This window comes from Helicobacter salomonis, assembly GCF_017979425.1.
Classification (GTDB): domain Bacteria; phylum Campylobacterota; class Campylobacteria; order Campylobacterales; family Helicobacteraceae; genus Helicobacter; species Helicobacter salomonis.
Genome location: NZ_JAERIS010000018.1, coordinates 1 through 16092, shown reverse-complemented (window position 1 = coordinate 16092; position 16092 = coordinate 1). Strand labels below are relative to the sequence as shown.

Genomic DNA, 16092 nt, shown 5'->3' with positions numbered 1-16092 from the left:
CAATTTGAAGGTCAGTGTGTAGCTGGCCCGAATACACGCGCATACTAAAGTCTTCAACCCCAGGTTCCCCTTAAGACTCTCTTAACATTCGCTCCACGACCTCTATATGCGCCTGCATGCTCTTTTCAAAATCAAATTGTCTAGCCCGTTCGATCCCTTTAGCAATACAAGTGGTACGCAAAGTCTCATCAGTCAAAGCGCACTCTAGTTGTTTAGCGATGTCTTGGATATCATAAGGATTGCAATAGATGCCTGCATCGTCTAGAATCTCCGGCATGCAAGATACATTGCTGGCTAAGACCACTAATCCTGCCTGCATCGCTTCAATCATGGGCAAACCAAAGCCCTCAGCCAAGCTCCCATGCCACAGCACTCTAGCGTTCTTATAGAGGAGAGCAAGGAGTGCATCAGATGTGAAGCCCAAATCTACGATAAAAGTTTCACGCACCATCTCTGAAAAATTTTCATCTACATTCCATGGATTGCCTGTAATAACAATCCGGTAGCGTGTTTGTAAATCTGTGGGCAAAAGTTTAAAAGCATTGATCAAATTTTTGAGATTTTTACGCTTATCTTTAGCCCCTACTGCCAAAATAAATTCTTGTTCTTTTAAGGGCGGAGGCAAGGAACATGCGGTATCTAAATCGCGGTAAGGTCTTATACCGTGGTAAATAACATGGATTTTAGAGCCGGTATATTTCGCATTGTTGAGAATATCCTGTTTTACACAAGCAGTAAAACAAATAATTTCGCAGCTGTGCTCTATGACTGTTTCCAAAGATTTTCTGAGCGAAGCTTGTAATTGCGCGTCTAAACCCCATTCTGGTGTGAGTGGAAGGTCGTGGATTGCGCCCAAAATTTTTGCCGCTTTGATCTCGGTCAGGATATTTGCAGGCTCATGGGGTATTCTGGGTTCTATGTAAAGAGAGAGAGAGAAGAAAGTCGGGCTAAAAATGCAGCTCTTTTACGCTGTAGATAAGCATGATAGTGTTTTGCAAAAAAAGTTCTTAAAATTTTACGCACAATGCGCGTCAATAAAGAGGGTCTTGATGCTTCTAAAGCCGCGATATTTGGATAAAGTGTGTAATCTGCATATAAGTGCAATACAACATCATCTCTGTTTTGAAAATGCTTCTCCAATGCATGCACCAAGGCATGAGAGTAAACGCCAATTCCTGCCAAATGTTTTTCTGTCAATAAAGATGCGTTAATAATGATATGCTTTTTCAGTTTCACTCCTTTGTGCTGCTTATTTCCAAGCGTTTTTCTCTAAGCTGCCCGCAAGCTGCTGCGATATCCTGCCCCTTAGAGATGCGAATTGTGCAGAGCAAGCCCTTTTGATTGAGAAAATCCGCAAAAGCTTGCACTCTCTCTAATTCTGGGCGTTCAAATTTAGAATGAGAGGTAGAGTTGTAGGGGATGAGATTGATCTTAGCCTTCAGTCCATTGAGCAATCTTAATAACTCTTTGGCGTGGCTTAGTGAATCGTTGATGTCTTTTATCATCAAGTATTCAAACATCACCCGTTTGCGCTTGTCTAGTGGAAAAGCTTTGATCGCGCTAATCAAAGCCTCTAAATTGTAAACTTTATTAATAGGCATCAGTTTTGAGCGCAGAGTGTCATTAACCGCGTGCAAAGAAATAGCCAACTGCACGCCTAGATTGAGCGCGCCCAAAGTCTGCAAAGCGGGCACTACTCCGCTTGTAGAAATCGTGATGCGTCTAGGGGCGATGTTAAGCCCCTCATGGGCACTTAAAATCTCCAGCGCGCGCACCACTTGTGTAAAATTGTGCAAGGGTTCGCCCATGCCCATAAATACCAGATTGATTCCCTTAGTGGGCTCTAGCTGGTGAGCACGCTTAAGAGCGACGACCTGCTCTACAATCTCGCCCGCATCTAAATCACGCACAAAGCCCCCCTTAGCGGTCGCACAAAACACACAACCCACCTTACACCCAATCTGACAACTCAAACATAGCGTGATTTTCTCTTGTGCTTCCCCCTCTCTGGCTTCTCTCATCACCATGTACACACTCTCAAAGCTATGCCCATCAGAGGTTTTAAAAAGGTATTTCACGCTCTTATCCGCGCTTTGTTGGCACTCTAGCACCTCTAAGGGACGCACCTCAAAATCGGCACGCAATGCCTCTTTAAAAGCGTGGGGGAGATTGTGCATTTGATCTAAGCTAGCATAACGCTGGTAAAGCCAAGCATAAAATTGTTTGGCCACAAAGGGTTTAAAGCCGTGTTCTACACAATAGTTTTTGAGCTCCCCTAAAGAGAGAGCATATAAAGAGGGTTTTAGTTGCATTAAAAACGCCTAAAGAGGAGATTAAAGAGATGTTGGCAGAACCAACGGATTTTTAAAATGTAATTGCATAGGCGCAATAACCACGATAGGGTTTTGAGCCGCCCTCTAAAATGCTGGATGTTGGCATGGGGCACTTGGGAGGGGACACTCTCCACTAAAAGAGCATAGGACTTTAGAGTGAGCGTTTTGGCATGGTGGGTGTAGTGCGCGTCCATGTAAGTGTCCACGGGCAAAATCCATTGAGGGGGGCAGGCATCTAAAAGCTTTTGTGCGCCCTGTGGGCTTAAAATATATCCCTGTGTGCCCATCCCCCCTGCTGGGCTAAAAATCCAATCAAAATCATGGGTCAACGCGCTTTTAATTTGGTGGCGTTTGAAATAAAGCGCATACAAGCGCACGACTTGGGCTAACTCCGTGTTGATGGCTTCCAAACTCAAATGGCATTTTTCATAAAAATCAAAAGTAGGCAAAACATCATCTTCTAACACAATGATAGGCTTTTGCAATTTCACACACTCTTGCCAAAGCAAAAAATGGCTAGCAAAACAGCCCAGTTGCCCTAAACTTTGGAAGTTAACGCGTATGCGCAACGCCAGACGCATCAGCTCAAGGGCTTGGGCGCGCTTAAGGGTTTTGGGGGCAAAGTCGTTGAGCACGGGGTGGGCGTGTTTAAAGGTGATGCCCTTATTGTGGTAGTCCTTTTGCCCATGCACGGCTTTAAAAACCTCAATGCGGAAGTTTTTATGTGGGGTTTTGTCCAAGAGATAGTTTAAATGCCATAGCAAAGGAGTGATGTCCCTAGCCGAGTTGTCTAGGTGAATAATGTAAATGGGGGTGGTTTCACTCAACCGTAACGCTCTTGGCCAAATTGCGAGGTTTGTCCACATCTAGCCCTTTGCGTTGTGCCATTTCTAGGGCAAAGAGTTGCAAGATCGCGAGCATGTGAAAAAACTCGGGCATATAGTGGTCATAGGAGCGGGTTTGGATTTGAAAAGTGGCTTCTTCTAATTTGATCGGACTGAGCGCAAAAATGAGCGAATCGCGCGCACGCAATTCCTCTACATTGCTCAAATTTTTGGCAAAAAGAAGGTGTTGGGGGAGTAAAGTGGTGCTTAGAAGTGTGCCATCGGCTAGAGCAATAGGACCATGTTTCATCTCCGCGCTGGCATAGCCTTGTGCATGCACATAGGCGATTTCTTTGAGCTTGAGCGCGCCCTCTAGGGCCAGTGGGTAGAAGACCCCTCGCCCCATGAAAAAATACCCCTTTAAATCCCGCTCTAAGATCTGCGCACTCACTTCGCGCACTTGTTCGTGTAACTCTAACGCCTCTTGCATGGCCTTTAAGCTGGCTTGCACGGCTTGAATCTGTGTTTTTAACTCCTCTGCGCTTAAGGTGTGTCTCTCTTGGGCCAGTTGCAAGCCTAAGAGCCATAAGATTAAAACCTGACTGGTAAAGGCTTTGGTAGAAGCCACGCTACGCTCTAGTCCGGCATGGGTTAAAAGTAGCCCATCTGCCATGTCTGCCATGGTGGAGCTCTGAGTGTTGCAAAGGCTAAGGGTTTTTAAACCTAGACTTTTGGCCAGTCTAAGTGCCTCTAGGGTGTCCGCGCTCTCTCCACTTTGGGAAATCGCTATAAAGAGTTCGCCTTGTTGGGTCGCAAAGTTAGCATAGCGGTATTCGCTAGCCAACTCTACCTGCACCTTTACCCCGGCCAAACTCTCTATTAAGTATTTCCCCACTAGCCCGGCATGGTAACTCGTCCCGCACGCGCTAATACTGATACAACTTACCCCCTCTAAAAAGCCATTGGGCAATTCCAAATGCACGCCATTGTTAGAAAGCCGCCCTAGTAAACTTAATACTTTGGGCTGTTCGTAAATCTCTTTTTCCATAAAAGTTTTAAAGCCCTCTTTATCGCTCTGCTGGGTGTCTGTGCTCACGGGCTGCACTTCTCCTAAAACCTCTAAATTCAAGGGCGTTTGAAAATCCACCATCCCTACGCTTCCCTCCTCTAAGCGCACCATTTGGCTTGCACGCCCACAAAGCGCATTAGGCGCGCTAGCAAAATACACCCCGTTTCTACCGGTGGCAATGAGCAAAGGCGAGTGGTTTTTGGCATAAAAAATACAAGTAGGAAAACGCTCGTTAATGAGCAGAATCGCGTACGCACCCTCTAGCTGGGCAATGGTGTTTTTAAAGGCTTGCAGGGCTTGTTCTAGGCTATTAGCAGGGTTTTGCTCCAACATATCCTCAAATAAATGCACCACCACCTCACTATCAGTTTGGCTAGAAAAAACATGCTCTTTTTGTTCTAATTCTGTCTTGAGGGTGGCATAATTTTCAATGATCCCATTGTGCACAAGCGCGCTTGAGCGGTAGGCGTGCGGATGGGCGTTGGCTTGTGTGGGTTTGCCATGTGTGGCCCAGCGCGTGTGGGCAATCCCCACGCCTAAACCCTGTGTGCGCACTCTCTGCACCAAGTTTTCTAGCGCGCTAATTTTCCCACTGGTTTTAAACACCTGCAAGGGCGCGCCCTTCCCTAAAAGTGCTAACCCCGCACTATCATAACCCCGATACTCTAGCTCTCTAAGCCCTCCTAGCAAGAGCTCTACTCTCTCCTGAACACCTAAATAGCCTACGATCCCACACATACCAACCCTTTAAAAAACTAACATTTCCCGTTTGTATTTGTTCAGCGCATTGATACACTCCTTGAGTTCTTCGACATGTTCGCTAATTTGGGTGTAAAAGGCCATGTCCAAACTCTGCGGAATGTCCAAACTACCGCGTTTCATCAAAATAAAATCACTCAAACTCACATTAGCCAGTTTCAAAAGTAATTCGACTTCCTCTTTGGCGTTTTCAATGTCTTTAATGAGCTGTTCTAAGCGTTCAAACATCATTATTCCTTTAAGTCTTTAAGTCCTAGTGCCAGCAAAGCGTGCAGATGCACCACTCCAAGCACTTTTTTGTGCGCATCTAGCACGATGAGTAAAGAAATTTGATGGGTTTCGATGAAATCTAGCGCGTCTAGCACCAACATATCCGGGTCTTGGATGGTTTTAGGCTTTAGGGTGGCAAACTCTTTAGCTGGGGCGCAACGATCAAAATGGGGTTGCAAGAGGGCACGACGAATATCTCCATCGCTCAAAACCCCTAGTAGCTCTTGATTCTCATTAACTAAAAGGGCATTGCCCAAACCTTGATGCGTGGCTTCTAACAGGGCTTCATGCAAAGAGGCCTGTGCACTCACTAAAGGCAGGGCATGGGTGCGATAAATATCGCGCACGCGTAGGTGCATTTTTTTACCTAGCAGGCCCCCCGGGTGATAGCGCGCAAAATCTCTTTGGCAAAAGCCCTTGCGCGCCATCAAGCACACCGCCAAGACATCGCCGAGTGCTAAGCAAAGCGTGGTGGAAGTGGTGGGCACCATGTTAAAGCTACAAGCTTCTTTAGTGATATTTAGGCTTAGGTGGTGATTGGCAAGCTTGCCTAGAGAACTCTTAGGGCTTTTGCTCATGCCTACAATGCCCGCACAAGAGATAAAACGCAAGGCTTCTAAGAGCTCCGTACTCTCCCCTCCATAGCTAATGGCTAAGATGACATCTTGGCTTCCCACAATGCCCATATCCCCGTGCAGGGCTTCAGTGGGGTGGAGAAAGAGCGCCTTAGTACCCGTGCTAGTCAGAGTAGCGGCGATCTTGCGTCCCACGTGTGCGCTCTTACCCACCCCCATCACCACCACTAGAGGGGCGTTAACTAGAGCTTCAATGATGGGTTCTAATGTGGCATGATTTAGAGATTCTTTAGCGCGCGTGAGCGCATCAATGGCCAATCTAAACGTGTTACGCGCGAGCGCGCCATAATCTAGGGAGCTCATTAATGCTTAGTTTCCTGTCTAAGCATGGCTTTTTTGAGCATGGGAATGAGCGCGCCATAACCCTCAGTCTCCATGTCCTCTAGTGGGATAAACTTTAAAGCCGCGCTATTGATGCAATAGCGCAAGCCCCCCAATTCTCTAGGCCCATCCTCAAAGACATGCCCTAAATGCGCATTACCCACACGACTACGTACTTCGGTACGGATACGATTATAGCTGGTGTCTTTTTCATACCCCACTACTTCCTTACTAATGGGCTTGCTAAAGGCAGGCCACCCACACCCACTATCAAACTTATCTGTGGAGAGGAAGAGAGGTTCGCCCGTGGTGACATCTACATAGATACCCGGTTTAAAGAGGGTGTCGTATTCATTCTCAAAGGGGCGTTCTGTGTAGCTTTCTTGGGTTACTTTGTATTGTAAGTCTGTGAGTTGTTTTTTGAGCTGGGCTTGATCGGGTTTATGATAATCCTTAGGATCAATGATCACCTCATCAGCCTTTTTGAGATCAATATGACAATACCCCCCCGGATTTTTCTTCAAATAGTCTTGGTGGTATTCCTCTGCCACGACGAAGTTTTTTAAAGGCTCTAACTCAATGCGCACTCTTTGCTTGTAATGGGTTTGCAGGCGCGCTAAGGCTTTAACGATGATGGGCTCGTCTTTGGGGTCTGTGTAGTAAATCCCTGTGCGGTATTGCCTACCCCTATCATTGCCCTGCTGGTTTAAGCTGATGGGATCGACCACTTTAAAATAGTACAGCAAGAGTTTATCTAGGCTGATCTCTTGAGGGTCAAATTCCACCTTGACCGTTTCGGCGTGATCAGTGTTATGCAGTTCATGGTAGGTGGTTCTGTCGCTCTTCCCATTAGCATAACCCACCAACGCGTCTTTCACCCCATAAATGCGCTCCATATATGCCTCCAATCCCCAAAAACACCCCCCGGCTAAGTAAATTGTGTGCATTTTCTTCTCCTGTGCGTGTACTAACCCTACCAACACCAACACCCCTAACACCCACGCGCGCATGGCTAGCTCACAAAAACATGACTCACGATAGCGGGGTATTTCTTGGTGTGCTTGAATAACGCCTTGCGCAAGAAATGCCGCACGCTCTCATCTAAAGACTTATTATTACCCAACACATCTTGGCGTAGGGCTTTAATGTGCAAGCCTAGCGAATCTTGTAGATCCTCTAAGAAGTGGCGTTCTTCCTTGAGATTGACAATGCCTACACTGCTAATTTTAGAATGGGGCATCAAGCTCTGGGCTTCTTTGGAGATGAATAACACCGCACTTAGTAGCCCCGCACTGGCAATCTCCAAGCGTTCATCTACGATTCTTTGCTCAATGCTGACATTGTTGGTATTATCCACATAGTGCTTCCCGCTCTTAATACTCTTGACCTTACGCATAAAATTAGGGTTGACTTCCACCTGATCCCCATCTTCCATCAGATAAATATTTTTCTCAGGGATTCCACACGCTATCGCGGTCTCTTTATGTTTGGCAACATGGTTATACTCCCCATGCACGGGCAAAAAGAACTTGGGCTTAATCAAACGCAACATCAGCTTTTGCTCCTCTTGGGCGGCATGCCCGCTCACATGGATGTCAAAGGCGTGGTGCACCACTTGCGCATCTTTTTTCATCAGCAGATTTAGAATGCTGGACACACTCGCCTCATTGCCCGGGATTGCCTTAGCTGAGATAATGACCAAATCGCTGGGTTTAATGCTAATGTGGCGGTGCTCATCGGTGGCCATGCGGTAAAGCGCACTCATGGTCTCTCCCTGTGAGCCCGTGGTTACAATAAAAACCTCATGATCGGGAAGCTTTTCGACCTCATGGGCTTCAATGAAGGTCTTAGAGGGCAGATGGATATAGCCTAGCTCTCTAGCGATATCTAGGTTTTTCTCCATAGAACGGCCGATCACAGCGACCTTGCGGTTATGATTAATCGCGTGTTGGATGGCTTGATACACTCGGTGGATGTTAGAAGAAAAGGTGCTCATGATCACGCGCCCTTTAGCGCTCTTAAAGAGGTTCTCAAACACGGGTCCCACGCTAGTTTCACTAGGAGTAATTCCGGGCTTGTAAGAATTAGTGCTATCACTGAGCAATAACATGACACCTTGTTCGCCATAGTGGGCGAGGCGGTAGAGATCGGTGGGTAAATTGTCCACCGGGGTGTGATCGATTTTAAAATCCCCGCTATGCACGATCGTGCCCACTTTGGTTTGAATGGCTAATGCGCTCGCGTCAATAATGGAGTGGGTGATGTGAATCCACTCTACAATGAATTCGCCAATTTGGATAGGTTGGCGTTTTTGCACGATCTTAAAAAAGCTTTTAAATTTCTTCAAGCCGTGTTCGTCAAATTTATTGCCGATCATCCCCAAGCTTAAGGGCGTGCCATAGAGAGGGAATTGCAATTCTTTAAAGAGATAGGGCACAGCCCCGATATGATCCTCATGGGCATGGGTGATGAGCACGCCTACAATTTTATCCTTAATGCTGTGTAGGTAGCTAAAATCGGGGATCAAGATGTCTACCCCATGCATGTCTTCACTGGGGAAACTCATGCCCACATCAATGATAATGGCTTGGTGCATGGTTTCAATGACCATCATATTCCCCCCGATCTCGCCCAAGCCGCCCAGAGGGGTGATTTTAATACGGGCTTTGACATTGAGATCGAGTTTATAATGGGGGTTTAGATGATTGATGTGAATCTTATTATTAGTTTCTACGCCCGCTTTAAGCTCTTTATGAAAGCCTAAATTGCCCCGCTCATTGGCCTTAGTGATGTTTTTAACCCCGGCTTGTTCAGAGTGCTGGGCGTGGTGGTGTCCCCTGCCCTGCTTAATGCGATTGGGGCGGGGAGCTTTGGGGGTCTGATCGGGTTGTGTGGGCTGAACTGAGGGGCTTTTGTTTTCAATGGGTTGATCCATAGTATTCTCCTATTTTAGATTGTTGGGTGAGATCATAAGCTAGGTCTAGGTAGTCTGTAGGGCTCAATTCATGCGGGCGTACTTGAGGTTTAAGGGCACGCTCAGCTAGAAAACCTTGTAACCAGCCTGGCGCACAAATTCCCCTGAGATTATTGCTAAGGGTCTTGCGGTTGGCCTTAAAAGCGCGCTTGAGCAACTCTTCTAAGTCTGTAACATCTAAGGAGGGCGGGGTGGATTCCAAGGGGTGTTTGATTAGAGCGATCACGCTGGAGCGCACTTTGGGAGGCGGGTTAAACGCTTCTTTAGGCACTTCAAAACACAATTCCCGCCTAGCACATGTAAGCCCGGCAAGCACGCTCAACGCGCTATAATCCCCATTCCCACAAGAGGCGCAAAATTTCAAGCCCACTTCTAGCTGAGTCATCACAACCAGCCCAACACAGAGACTATCTTTGAGCGCACGGGCGATAATGGGCGTGGCGATGTAATAGGGCAAGTTAGAGACCAAAAAATAGGGCTTGTCGCACAGAAAGCCCACACGGGGCAATTTGAGTCCTGCCAAGACATCGTATGTGTCATTTCCAACCCCTTTGCGTTCCATCACATCGCCTAGAACCAACTCCAAACGCGCCCAAGATTCAGGACTAAGCCTATTTCTTAAACCTTTGGCCAGTGCCCTGTCCACTTCGTAGGCGATCAAAGTCTTAGAGCCCAGCCTATCTAAAAGCCTAGTGGTGAGATCTCCCAAGCCAACCCCTATCTCCACCATCTGCACTTCATTAGCGAAGTGCTCGCAGGGGATGGATTGCAAGATCTGATTTAGATAAAAGGCATCGTGCAAGAAATGCTGCCCCAACAACGCCATGATTAACCTTACATTTGCTATTTATTCTAGCATGGGCTAGCTTAAACGCGTGGAAAATGGCTATAATGCAAAGTCTTTAAGGAGTAACCATGATCTTTAGCGATCAAGAATTGCAAAAACCTGTAGAAAAAGCTTTAGAAAAAGTGCGCCCGATGTTGCTTAGAGATGGGGGCGATGTGGTCTTGTTGGGAATCAAAGATGCGAAAGTCTATGTGTCTTTAGTGGGAGCATGTAAGGGCTGTGCTGCCAGTAGCAATACGCTTAAGTTTGGGATCGAACGTTGTTTGCAAGAGGAGATCCACCCGGACATGCAGGTGGTGCATGTTTCCAAAGAGCAATACCAAAAACTCTTTCCTTGAGGTTGTCCTTTGAATAACGACCCTAAAAAACGCTCTTACACCACGCAGGGCTATAAGGCTTTTTTACAAAAGCAATATTTTAGAGCCCTGTTTTTATGCTCCCAAGCCTTGTTTTTAGACCCCTTGGATGCCAACGCCAAGATCGGCTTGCTACTAAGCGACATTGCCCTAGACTTCCCTAAAGAAGCGCATAGTTTTTACGAACTCTATCAAAATCTCTTACACTCCCAGCCACGGCGCTACAAAGCCAGCATTCAAGGGCAGATTTTAGAGCTCATTAACTCCTTTGATGAGAGTTTGAGCAAAATGGCGCAAGCCTTTGGGCATGAAAACCAACTCAAGGCAGAGAGTTTAGATGGGATTTTGTACGCCGACTTCAAGGCGATGTGCGCTGGCAAGGATTTTAAAGAAGTCTTTGAAAATTTGATGTTCAGCACGAAGGTGATCTTTGAGCGCAAAGAGGATTTTTACGAGTTTTTAGAAAATCTTGTGGATCATAAATTCTATGACATGTCCATTGCCTATATTGAAAACATGCGCGAATTGCTTTGGTATGACCCGCGCGTGATGGCGTTGTTGCAAAAAGCCCTGCGCTTGGAAAAAGCCCAGCAGGATAAACATGATTGTTAGCAAGCGCGTTATTTTTAAGGATCAAATCTATGAAGCCCTAAGCGATGACACGCGAGAGATTGCAGAGGGGGTGCTGCTGGTTAAAACGCCCTCCAATGCGCGCTTTATCTCACCCAATACGCCTTGTTTGGAGGCGCAAGAATTAGGGCGTTATTTTGATTTGAGTATCCCCATCATTGGGATTACAGGCACTAATGGAAAAACCACTACTGCTACGCTCATTAGCTTTTTACTGCAAGCCTTAGGGCATTCTTGTGCTTTGCTGGGCACTAGGGGTTTTTTTATTAAGGGCACACAAGTTAAGCCTAAGGGGCTCACTACGCCTAGTCTGCTAGAACTCTATGGGGATATTGAGCGCGCTAGCTCAGAGGGGGTAGAGTATTTTGTGATGGAGGTAAGCTCGCATGCGATCGCTCAAGAACGCATTTTAGGTTTGGAGTTTGCTGCTAAGGTGCATACCAATATCACCAGCGATCACTTGGATTATCATGGGGATTTAGAGACTTACCGCGCGATCAAAAACCAGTTTTTGAGCGATGAGAGTTTGAAAATTATCAATTTAGACGACCCGCATGTGCGCTTTAACCCCACAAATGCCTATGGCTACGCCTGTGAGCGTAAAACCCATTTGAGCGTGAACGCTTACAGCTTACAGCCCGAAATTAGCGCGCATGTGGAATTTCATGCTGATCCTAGAGCGCGACGCAATCCTAATAGCTCTGCGGAAATGGGAATCGTGCACGCGCCCCTGATAGGTTTGCATAATCTCTATAACCTCTTGGGAGCTCTGCTATGTGTGCGCGCACTCACTAAGCAATCCCTAGAGAGTCTTTGCCCCCTACTGGGTGATTTTCCCGGGGTGGAGGGGCGTATGGAGGTGGTGCACCAAAGCCCCCTAGTGGTGGTGGACTTTGCCCATACTGCCGATGGATTTGTGCAAATTTTCAATAGCTTTAAGGCGCAAAAGATCAAGGTGGTTTTTGGTGCGGGGGGCGATCGAGACAGGAGCAAACGTCCGCTGATGGGGCAGGTAGCCACCACGCACGCGCTTAAAAGCTATATCACTTCGGACAACCCACGCACTGAAGATCCTTTAGCTATTATTAAGGATATTTTAAGTGGGATTGCCCCAGAGCTGCGCGCGCGCGCGATGGTGGAGCCCGATCGCAAAAAAGCCATTGAGTTAGCCCTAAGCGAATTACAAGACGATGAGGTGTTGCTCATTTTAGGCAAGGGAGATGAATGCGTGCAGATTGTGGGCGAGACGCATTTGCCCTTTGATGATCGCGCCCTAGTGCGTAACTTTTTTAAGGAGCAGGTATGAAGGATTTTTATCTCTGGTGTGATTTTATTGAGAGGGATTTTTTAGAGGGGGAGTTTCGCACGCTTATTCAAGGGGGGCAGATCGCAGGGGCGACCTCTAATCCCGCGCTCTTTGCTCAAGCAATCACACGCTCTCAGGCTTATAAGGAGGCGATTAATGCCCTCAAGGGCGACACACCTAAAGTCCTTTATGAGGCCCTAGCTATTGAGGACATCCAGCGCGCTGCGGATTTACTTCTGCCTCTTCATAAGAAGAATAAGGCTACGGGATATATCAGCCTAGAGATCGATCCCTTTTTAGAGGGGGATGTGAGCGCATGCGTGCAGGAAGCAAAACGCCTACACCAAGCCCTCGCGCGCCCTAATGTGATGATCAAAATCCCAGCCACGCCTAGCGGATTAGAGGCGATGGCGCATTTGAGCGCGCACATGCCCATCAATGCGACCTTAGTCTTTTCCCCCACGCAGGCTAAAGAATGCGCCCTAGCCTTGAAAAACGCCCAACACATGGGCGTGATTAGTGTCTTTGTCTCTAGGTTGGATGTGGCTCTGGATCGCTTTTTGGCACAAGCTCCCATCACTACAACCCAGCGCACCCAACTCGCCCACCAACTAGGCGCGGCTAATGCTTTAGAATGCTACCAACACATCCAAAATCTCAATCTCCCCCACCTCTACCCCCTCTTTGCTAGCACGGGGGTTAAAGAGCCCACTCTCCCCAAAGACTACTACATCCAAGCCCTCAAAATCCCCCATAGCATCAACACCGCCCCCCTAGAGGCACTCCATACCTACCACCACGCCCCAAGCTCCGCCCCTAAAATCCTAGAGTTTGCCCCCCTCAAAGCCCAGCTAGAAGGTCTGGGCTTTGATCTCAACCAAACCTACGCGGAACTATTAAACGCGGGTTTAGCTAGCTTTCAAGAATCGTTCAAAACCCTCCTGAGCAGTCTTGAATAGAGTTCAAGCAGTTTTATAATCATTGGTCTTTTGAGCAATATGCTCTACCAATTGTTTGGAAGCGCGCATGATTTCTTGCATAGTGTGCGCGTTTTTCAAGGTGTCGCTCGCGCAACTCTGTACAGAGATCACCTTATTGATAATGTCTTGGGTGTCCTGCCCTAAGTCGATAAAGATGAGATTCACCCCTTTAATGCGCTCGATGAGCTTCTCTAAATACTCTATGGTTTGAATAGAGCCCTCTTTCACACCCATGCTCAAAACACTAGATTCTTCAATGCGCGCAGCTTGTTCATGCATTTTCTCTCCTACAGCGCCCACATTTTGCACAATACTAGAAATCGTGCCATTGACCTCCGTTAGGGCCTGCTGGGTGCGCGCGGCTAGACTACTTACTTCATCAGCCACCACCGCAAACCCGCGTCCCCGCTCGCCCGCACGCGCGGCTTCGATGGCTGCATTGAGCGCGAGTAAATTGGTTTGCTTGGCGATCTCATCGATGGTTTCTAAAATGCTTTGCGCGTCATTAGCACTTTGGGTGAGTTTTTCAATTTGACCGATTAACTCCCGCTCACTGGCGACATTTTCGATAATGGCCCTGTGTAGAGTGCAGACACTATTTTTGCGATTTTCTAGCAAGGAAAGTGCTTCAACTAGCTCAGCTACCATGCCATCTACAATGGAGGTAACATCTGCAAGACTGTGTGAGAGATGAACTCCTTCGTCCTTGATTTGCGTGATGGTCTGGGTGGTCTGTTGCATCTTATTCGTAGTATGGCACATCGCGTGTTCGAGTTGGAGAGCAGAAGAGTGGCTTTGTTTAGAGCAATCTTTGATGTCATTATTAAAGGCACAGACATGCTCTAAGAAGGTGTTGATACAATTGGCGCTCACACTGATCTCATCCTGTGCTTGCCCACTGATACAGATGCGTGTTGTGAGGTCTTTTTTGCTGCTAGAAAAATTCTGCACCACCGCCGTTAAGGCTCTTAAACGCCGGACAATCCACACATGGATTAGCATAAAGGTGATGGCAATGATGCCCAAAGTGCTAAAGAGTGCTATCCACAATAGCGTGTGGAAATTTTGATCGGCTAGATGGTAGGCGCGTTTCTCTGCCTCTTCCATGCTATCGTGAATATTATGAAGAGAGCTTATTGATACAAGAATCAGGTCGCTCACTGGATCATAATAGGCGTAACTTACATAGCCTCCTAGAGGACCCTTGGAATCCAAAATTTTGGAATGGCAGCGATGAACGCCTCCTTTGGGGTTGTTTAGGGCGTTTTGGATGGATATTTTGAAGTAAAAACCCCCACACTCATCCTGTACATTCAAAACATTTTTCCCCACCAAATCCGGATGGATGTGATCGGCAAGCAATGTCCCCTCCTTGGTGAGGACTGAAACATAAGAGCGCCCCTTAATTTGATTAATGGTGTTCAAATAGTGCATACTCTCTTGGAGAGCTATTTCTTTGGTATGCCGAGCAAAAAATGTATGAACCCCTGCAACAATCAAGGAAATATCGTGCTCAATGCCTCGCTCGCGCTTGAGCAACGCATTGGCATCAAAAGTTTCAATGGTCTTCTTAAAACTTTGTTTCTCCATAGAACGACTTAGAAAAGTAAGAGTAAGACTCAAGGCACACAAAGATCCCAAAACAATCAAGGTGATCTTCCAACGCAAATTTAATGTCATCGCACCTCCTTTGGCAGGAATATATATTATTATCATTATTATATAAATGCTGTATGTACACAAATATCACTTACAGCTAGCTAACAAATAGATTGGTTAGACCTATTAGTTGACATACTCCCCATAGCTAAAGCTAGGGGATTTTGGGATCAACAAGGCTTGCCCGCTAGGCGGGTCTTACAGCCTCTACTCCAAGAGTGGATGCCCCCACTCTGAAAAAGGGCGCAGATTTCCTTAAAATTTCATCTTTTGCAACGCCAAACAGATTGCATTACTAGACTTAAAAATTTGGAGTTTATTCTGTGGATTTAAATACATGCAAGGGGTGTTCTCCACACTTAAAAGGCGTTGGGTTGTCAAGTGGCTTTTTAGGTTGTGATAGAGATTAGCTGGAGGCTTTTTAAAGGCATTGAGGCAGGTTTGGTAGGATAAAGGGTCTAGGAGTGTACCTAGCAAGCACACACTAGGTCTTTGCACAATGGCAGATAATTTTAAGGGTTTTTGGGGCGATCTAGGTTGATCCACATCAAAGACCTGATCGATATAAAAGCCCCAATCTTGAATATCGCTCAAAGATCGGGATAACTGGTAAGCTAGGATTTGCTTTAAAGAAGTGTCTAGTTTGGGATCGTGGGGGGCGTATGTTTGCAATTTATTAGGCGCGCTCCACAATTCTGAGCTGAGTGTGTAAGCCACAAATTGAGCTTGGGGCACTTTTATCGTTTGCTTGCCTAAGTTCTCGAGTATATTGACTTTAAAGGCAAGCTCCATAACTAAATCATCTTGGGGTTTGGGCTTTTGGAGGAATAAGTATTGCCAATCCTCTAAAACATGCACACCCTGTTGTTGCAACGCCACTAGAGGCTGATAGATTTCTAGCAGGGACAAAAACAAGGCTAGATTAGCTTGGGGGCTATTGAGTGCTTTGTATTTACCCGCCTTGTTTCTAGCTTTTGGCATAGAGCCATTGAGCAACTCTAAAAGCTGGGCTTGGCTTAAAGTTTTAAGGGTTTCATTAGGTTTTAAAGTCTTTAAAAGGGGCATTTCTTGGATGAAATTTTGGGCTAGAGCGCGGATTTCTTGGGCTTTTTGCTCTAAAGAGCTTTTT

15 protein-coding genes and 1 pseudogene are annotated in these 16092 nt (G+C 46.7%); 4 read left to right on the top strand and 12 right to left on the bottom strand.

The window, feature by feature from the left end; genetic code table 11:
- Window positions 1-70: 70 nt before the first annotated feature.
- From KCO92_RS04915 to rsmA, 10 genes are all read right to left on the bottom strand, one after another.
- Entirely contained in the window at window positions 71-778 is a 708-nt protein-coding gene (locus tag KCO92_RS04915) for a glycosyltransferase family 4 protein (RefSeq protein WP_210647456.1), read from the bottom strand.
- Between the two features lie 137 nt (window positions 779-915).
- Window positions 916-1236, bottom strand: a complete 321-nt coding sequence (locus KCO92_RS04910; RefSeq protein ID WP_104695414.1) for a hypothetical protein — start codon at window positions 1234-1236, stop codon at window positions 916-918.
- Window positions 1233-2312, bottom strand: a complete 1080-nt coding sequence (gene rlmN / locus KCO92_RS04905; protein ID WP_104695415.1) for a dual-specificity RNA methyltransferase RlmN — start codon at window positions 2310-2312, stop codon at window positions 1233-1235. The genes KCO92_RS04910 and rlmN overlap by 4 nt, the downstream gene beginning before the upstream one ends.
- Window positions 2312-3160, bottom strand: a complete 849-nt coding sequence (locus KCO92_RS04900) for a glycosyltransferase family 25 protein (protein ID WP_233710452.1) — start codon at window positions 3158-3160, stop codon at window positions 2312-2314. Before KCO92_RS04900 ends, rlmN begins: the two co-directional genes overlap by 1 nt.
- Window positions 3153-4964, bottom strand: a complete 1812-nt coding sequence (gene glmS / locus KCO92_RS04895; protein WP_104695417.1) for a glutamine--fructose-6-phosphate transaminase (isomerizing) — start codon at window positions 4962-4964, stop codon at window positions 3153-3155. Before glmS ends, KCO92_RS04900 begins: the two co-directional genes overlap by 8 nt.
- 9 nt (window positions 4965-4973) lie before the next feature.
- Window positions 4974-5213 carry a DUF2443 family protein gene (locus KCO92_RS04890; protein WP_104732793.1) on the bottom strand — a complete coding sequence of 80 codons (240 nt, stop codon included), beginning with the start codon at window positions 5211-5213 and terminating at the stop codon, window positions 4974-4976.
- 2 nt (window positions 5214-5215) lie between these two features.
- Window positions 5216-6193, bottom strand: a complete 978-nt coding sequence (locus KCO92_RS04885) for a KpsF/GutQ family sugar-phosphate isomerase (protein WP_104695419.1) — start codon at window positions 6191-6193, stop codon at window positions 5216-5218.
- Entirely contained in the window at window positions 6193-7221 is a 1029-nt protein-coding gene (msrB, locus tag KCO92_RS04880; RefSeq protein ID WP_104695420.1) for a peptide-methionine (R)-S-oxide reductase MsrB, read from the bottom strand. The genes KCO92_RS04885 and msrB overlap by 1 nt, the downstream gene beginning before the upstream one ends.
- Window positions 7222-7223: 2 nt before the next feature.
- Window positions 7224-9146 carry a ribonuclease J gene (locus tag KCO92_RS04875; protein ID WP_324726180.1) on the bottom strand — a complete coding sequence of 641 codons (1923 nt, stop codon included), beginning with the start codon at window positions 9144-9146 and terminating at the stop codon, window positions 7224-7226.
- Window positions 9130-10011, bottom strand: a complete 882-nt coding sequence (gene rsmA / locus KCO92_RS04870) for a 16S rRNA (adenine(1518)-N(6)/adenine(1519)-N(6))-dimethyltransferase RsmA (protein ID WP_104695421.1) — start codon at window positions 10009-10011, stop codon at window positions 9130-9132. Before rsmA ends, KCO92_RS04875 begins: the two co-directional genes overlap by 17 nt.
- Before the next feature lie 89 nt (window positions 10012-10100).
- Between rsmA and KCO92_RS04865 the strand changes: the two genes are divergently transcribed.
- The 4 genes from KCO92_RS04865 to KCO92_RS04850 are packed head-to-tail and all read left to right on the top strand — an operon-like array spanning window position 10101 to window position 13283.
- Complete coding sequence (locus KCO92_RS04865; RefSeq protein WP_104695422.1) at window positions 10101-10370, top strand: NifU family protein; 270 nt, start codon at window positions 10101-10103, stop codon at window positions 10368-10370.
- 9 nt (window positions 10371-10379) lie between these two features.
- Complete coding sequence (locus KCO92_RS04860) at window positions 10380-11000, top strand: histidine kinase (protein WP_104695423.1); 621 nt, start codon at window positions 10380-10382, stop codon at window positions 10998-11000.
- Window positions 10990-12324: a UDP-N-acetylmuramoyl-L-alanyl-D-glutamate--2,6-diaminopimelate ligase gene (locus KCO92_RS04855; RefSeq protein ID WP_104695424.1), complete on the top strand. Its 1335-nt coding sequence runs from the start codon at window positions 10990-10992 to the stop codon at window positions 12322-12324. The genes KCO92_RS04860 and KCO92_RS04855 overlap by 11 nt, the downstream gene beginning before the upstream one ends.
- On the top strand, window positions 12321-13283 hold the full coding sequence (locus tag KCO92_RS04850) for a transaldolase (protein WP_104695425.1): 963 nt from the start codon (window positions 12321-12323) through the stop codon (window positions 13281-13283). Before KCO92_RS04855 ends, KCO92_RS04850 begins: the two co-directional genes overlap by 4 nt.
- Window positions 13284-13286: 3 nt before the next feature.
- Here KCO92_RS04850 and KCO92_RS04845 read toward each other — a convergent pair whose 3' ends face one another.
- Both KCO92_RS04845 and KCO92_RS04840 read right to left on the bottom strand, forming a co-directional pair.
- Window positions 13287-14984, bottom strand: a complete 1698-nt coding sequence (locus KCO92_RS04845) for a methyl-accepting chemotaxis protein (protein WP_104695426.1) — start codon at window positions 14982-14984, stop codon at window positions 13287-13289.
- Window positions 14985-15218: 234 nt separating this feature from the next.
- Window positions 15219-16092 (bottom strand): annotated as a pseudogene (locus KCO92_RS04840) (hypothetical protein); the annotation flags it as partial.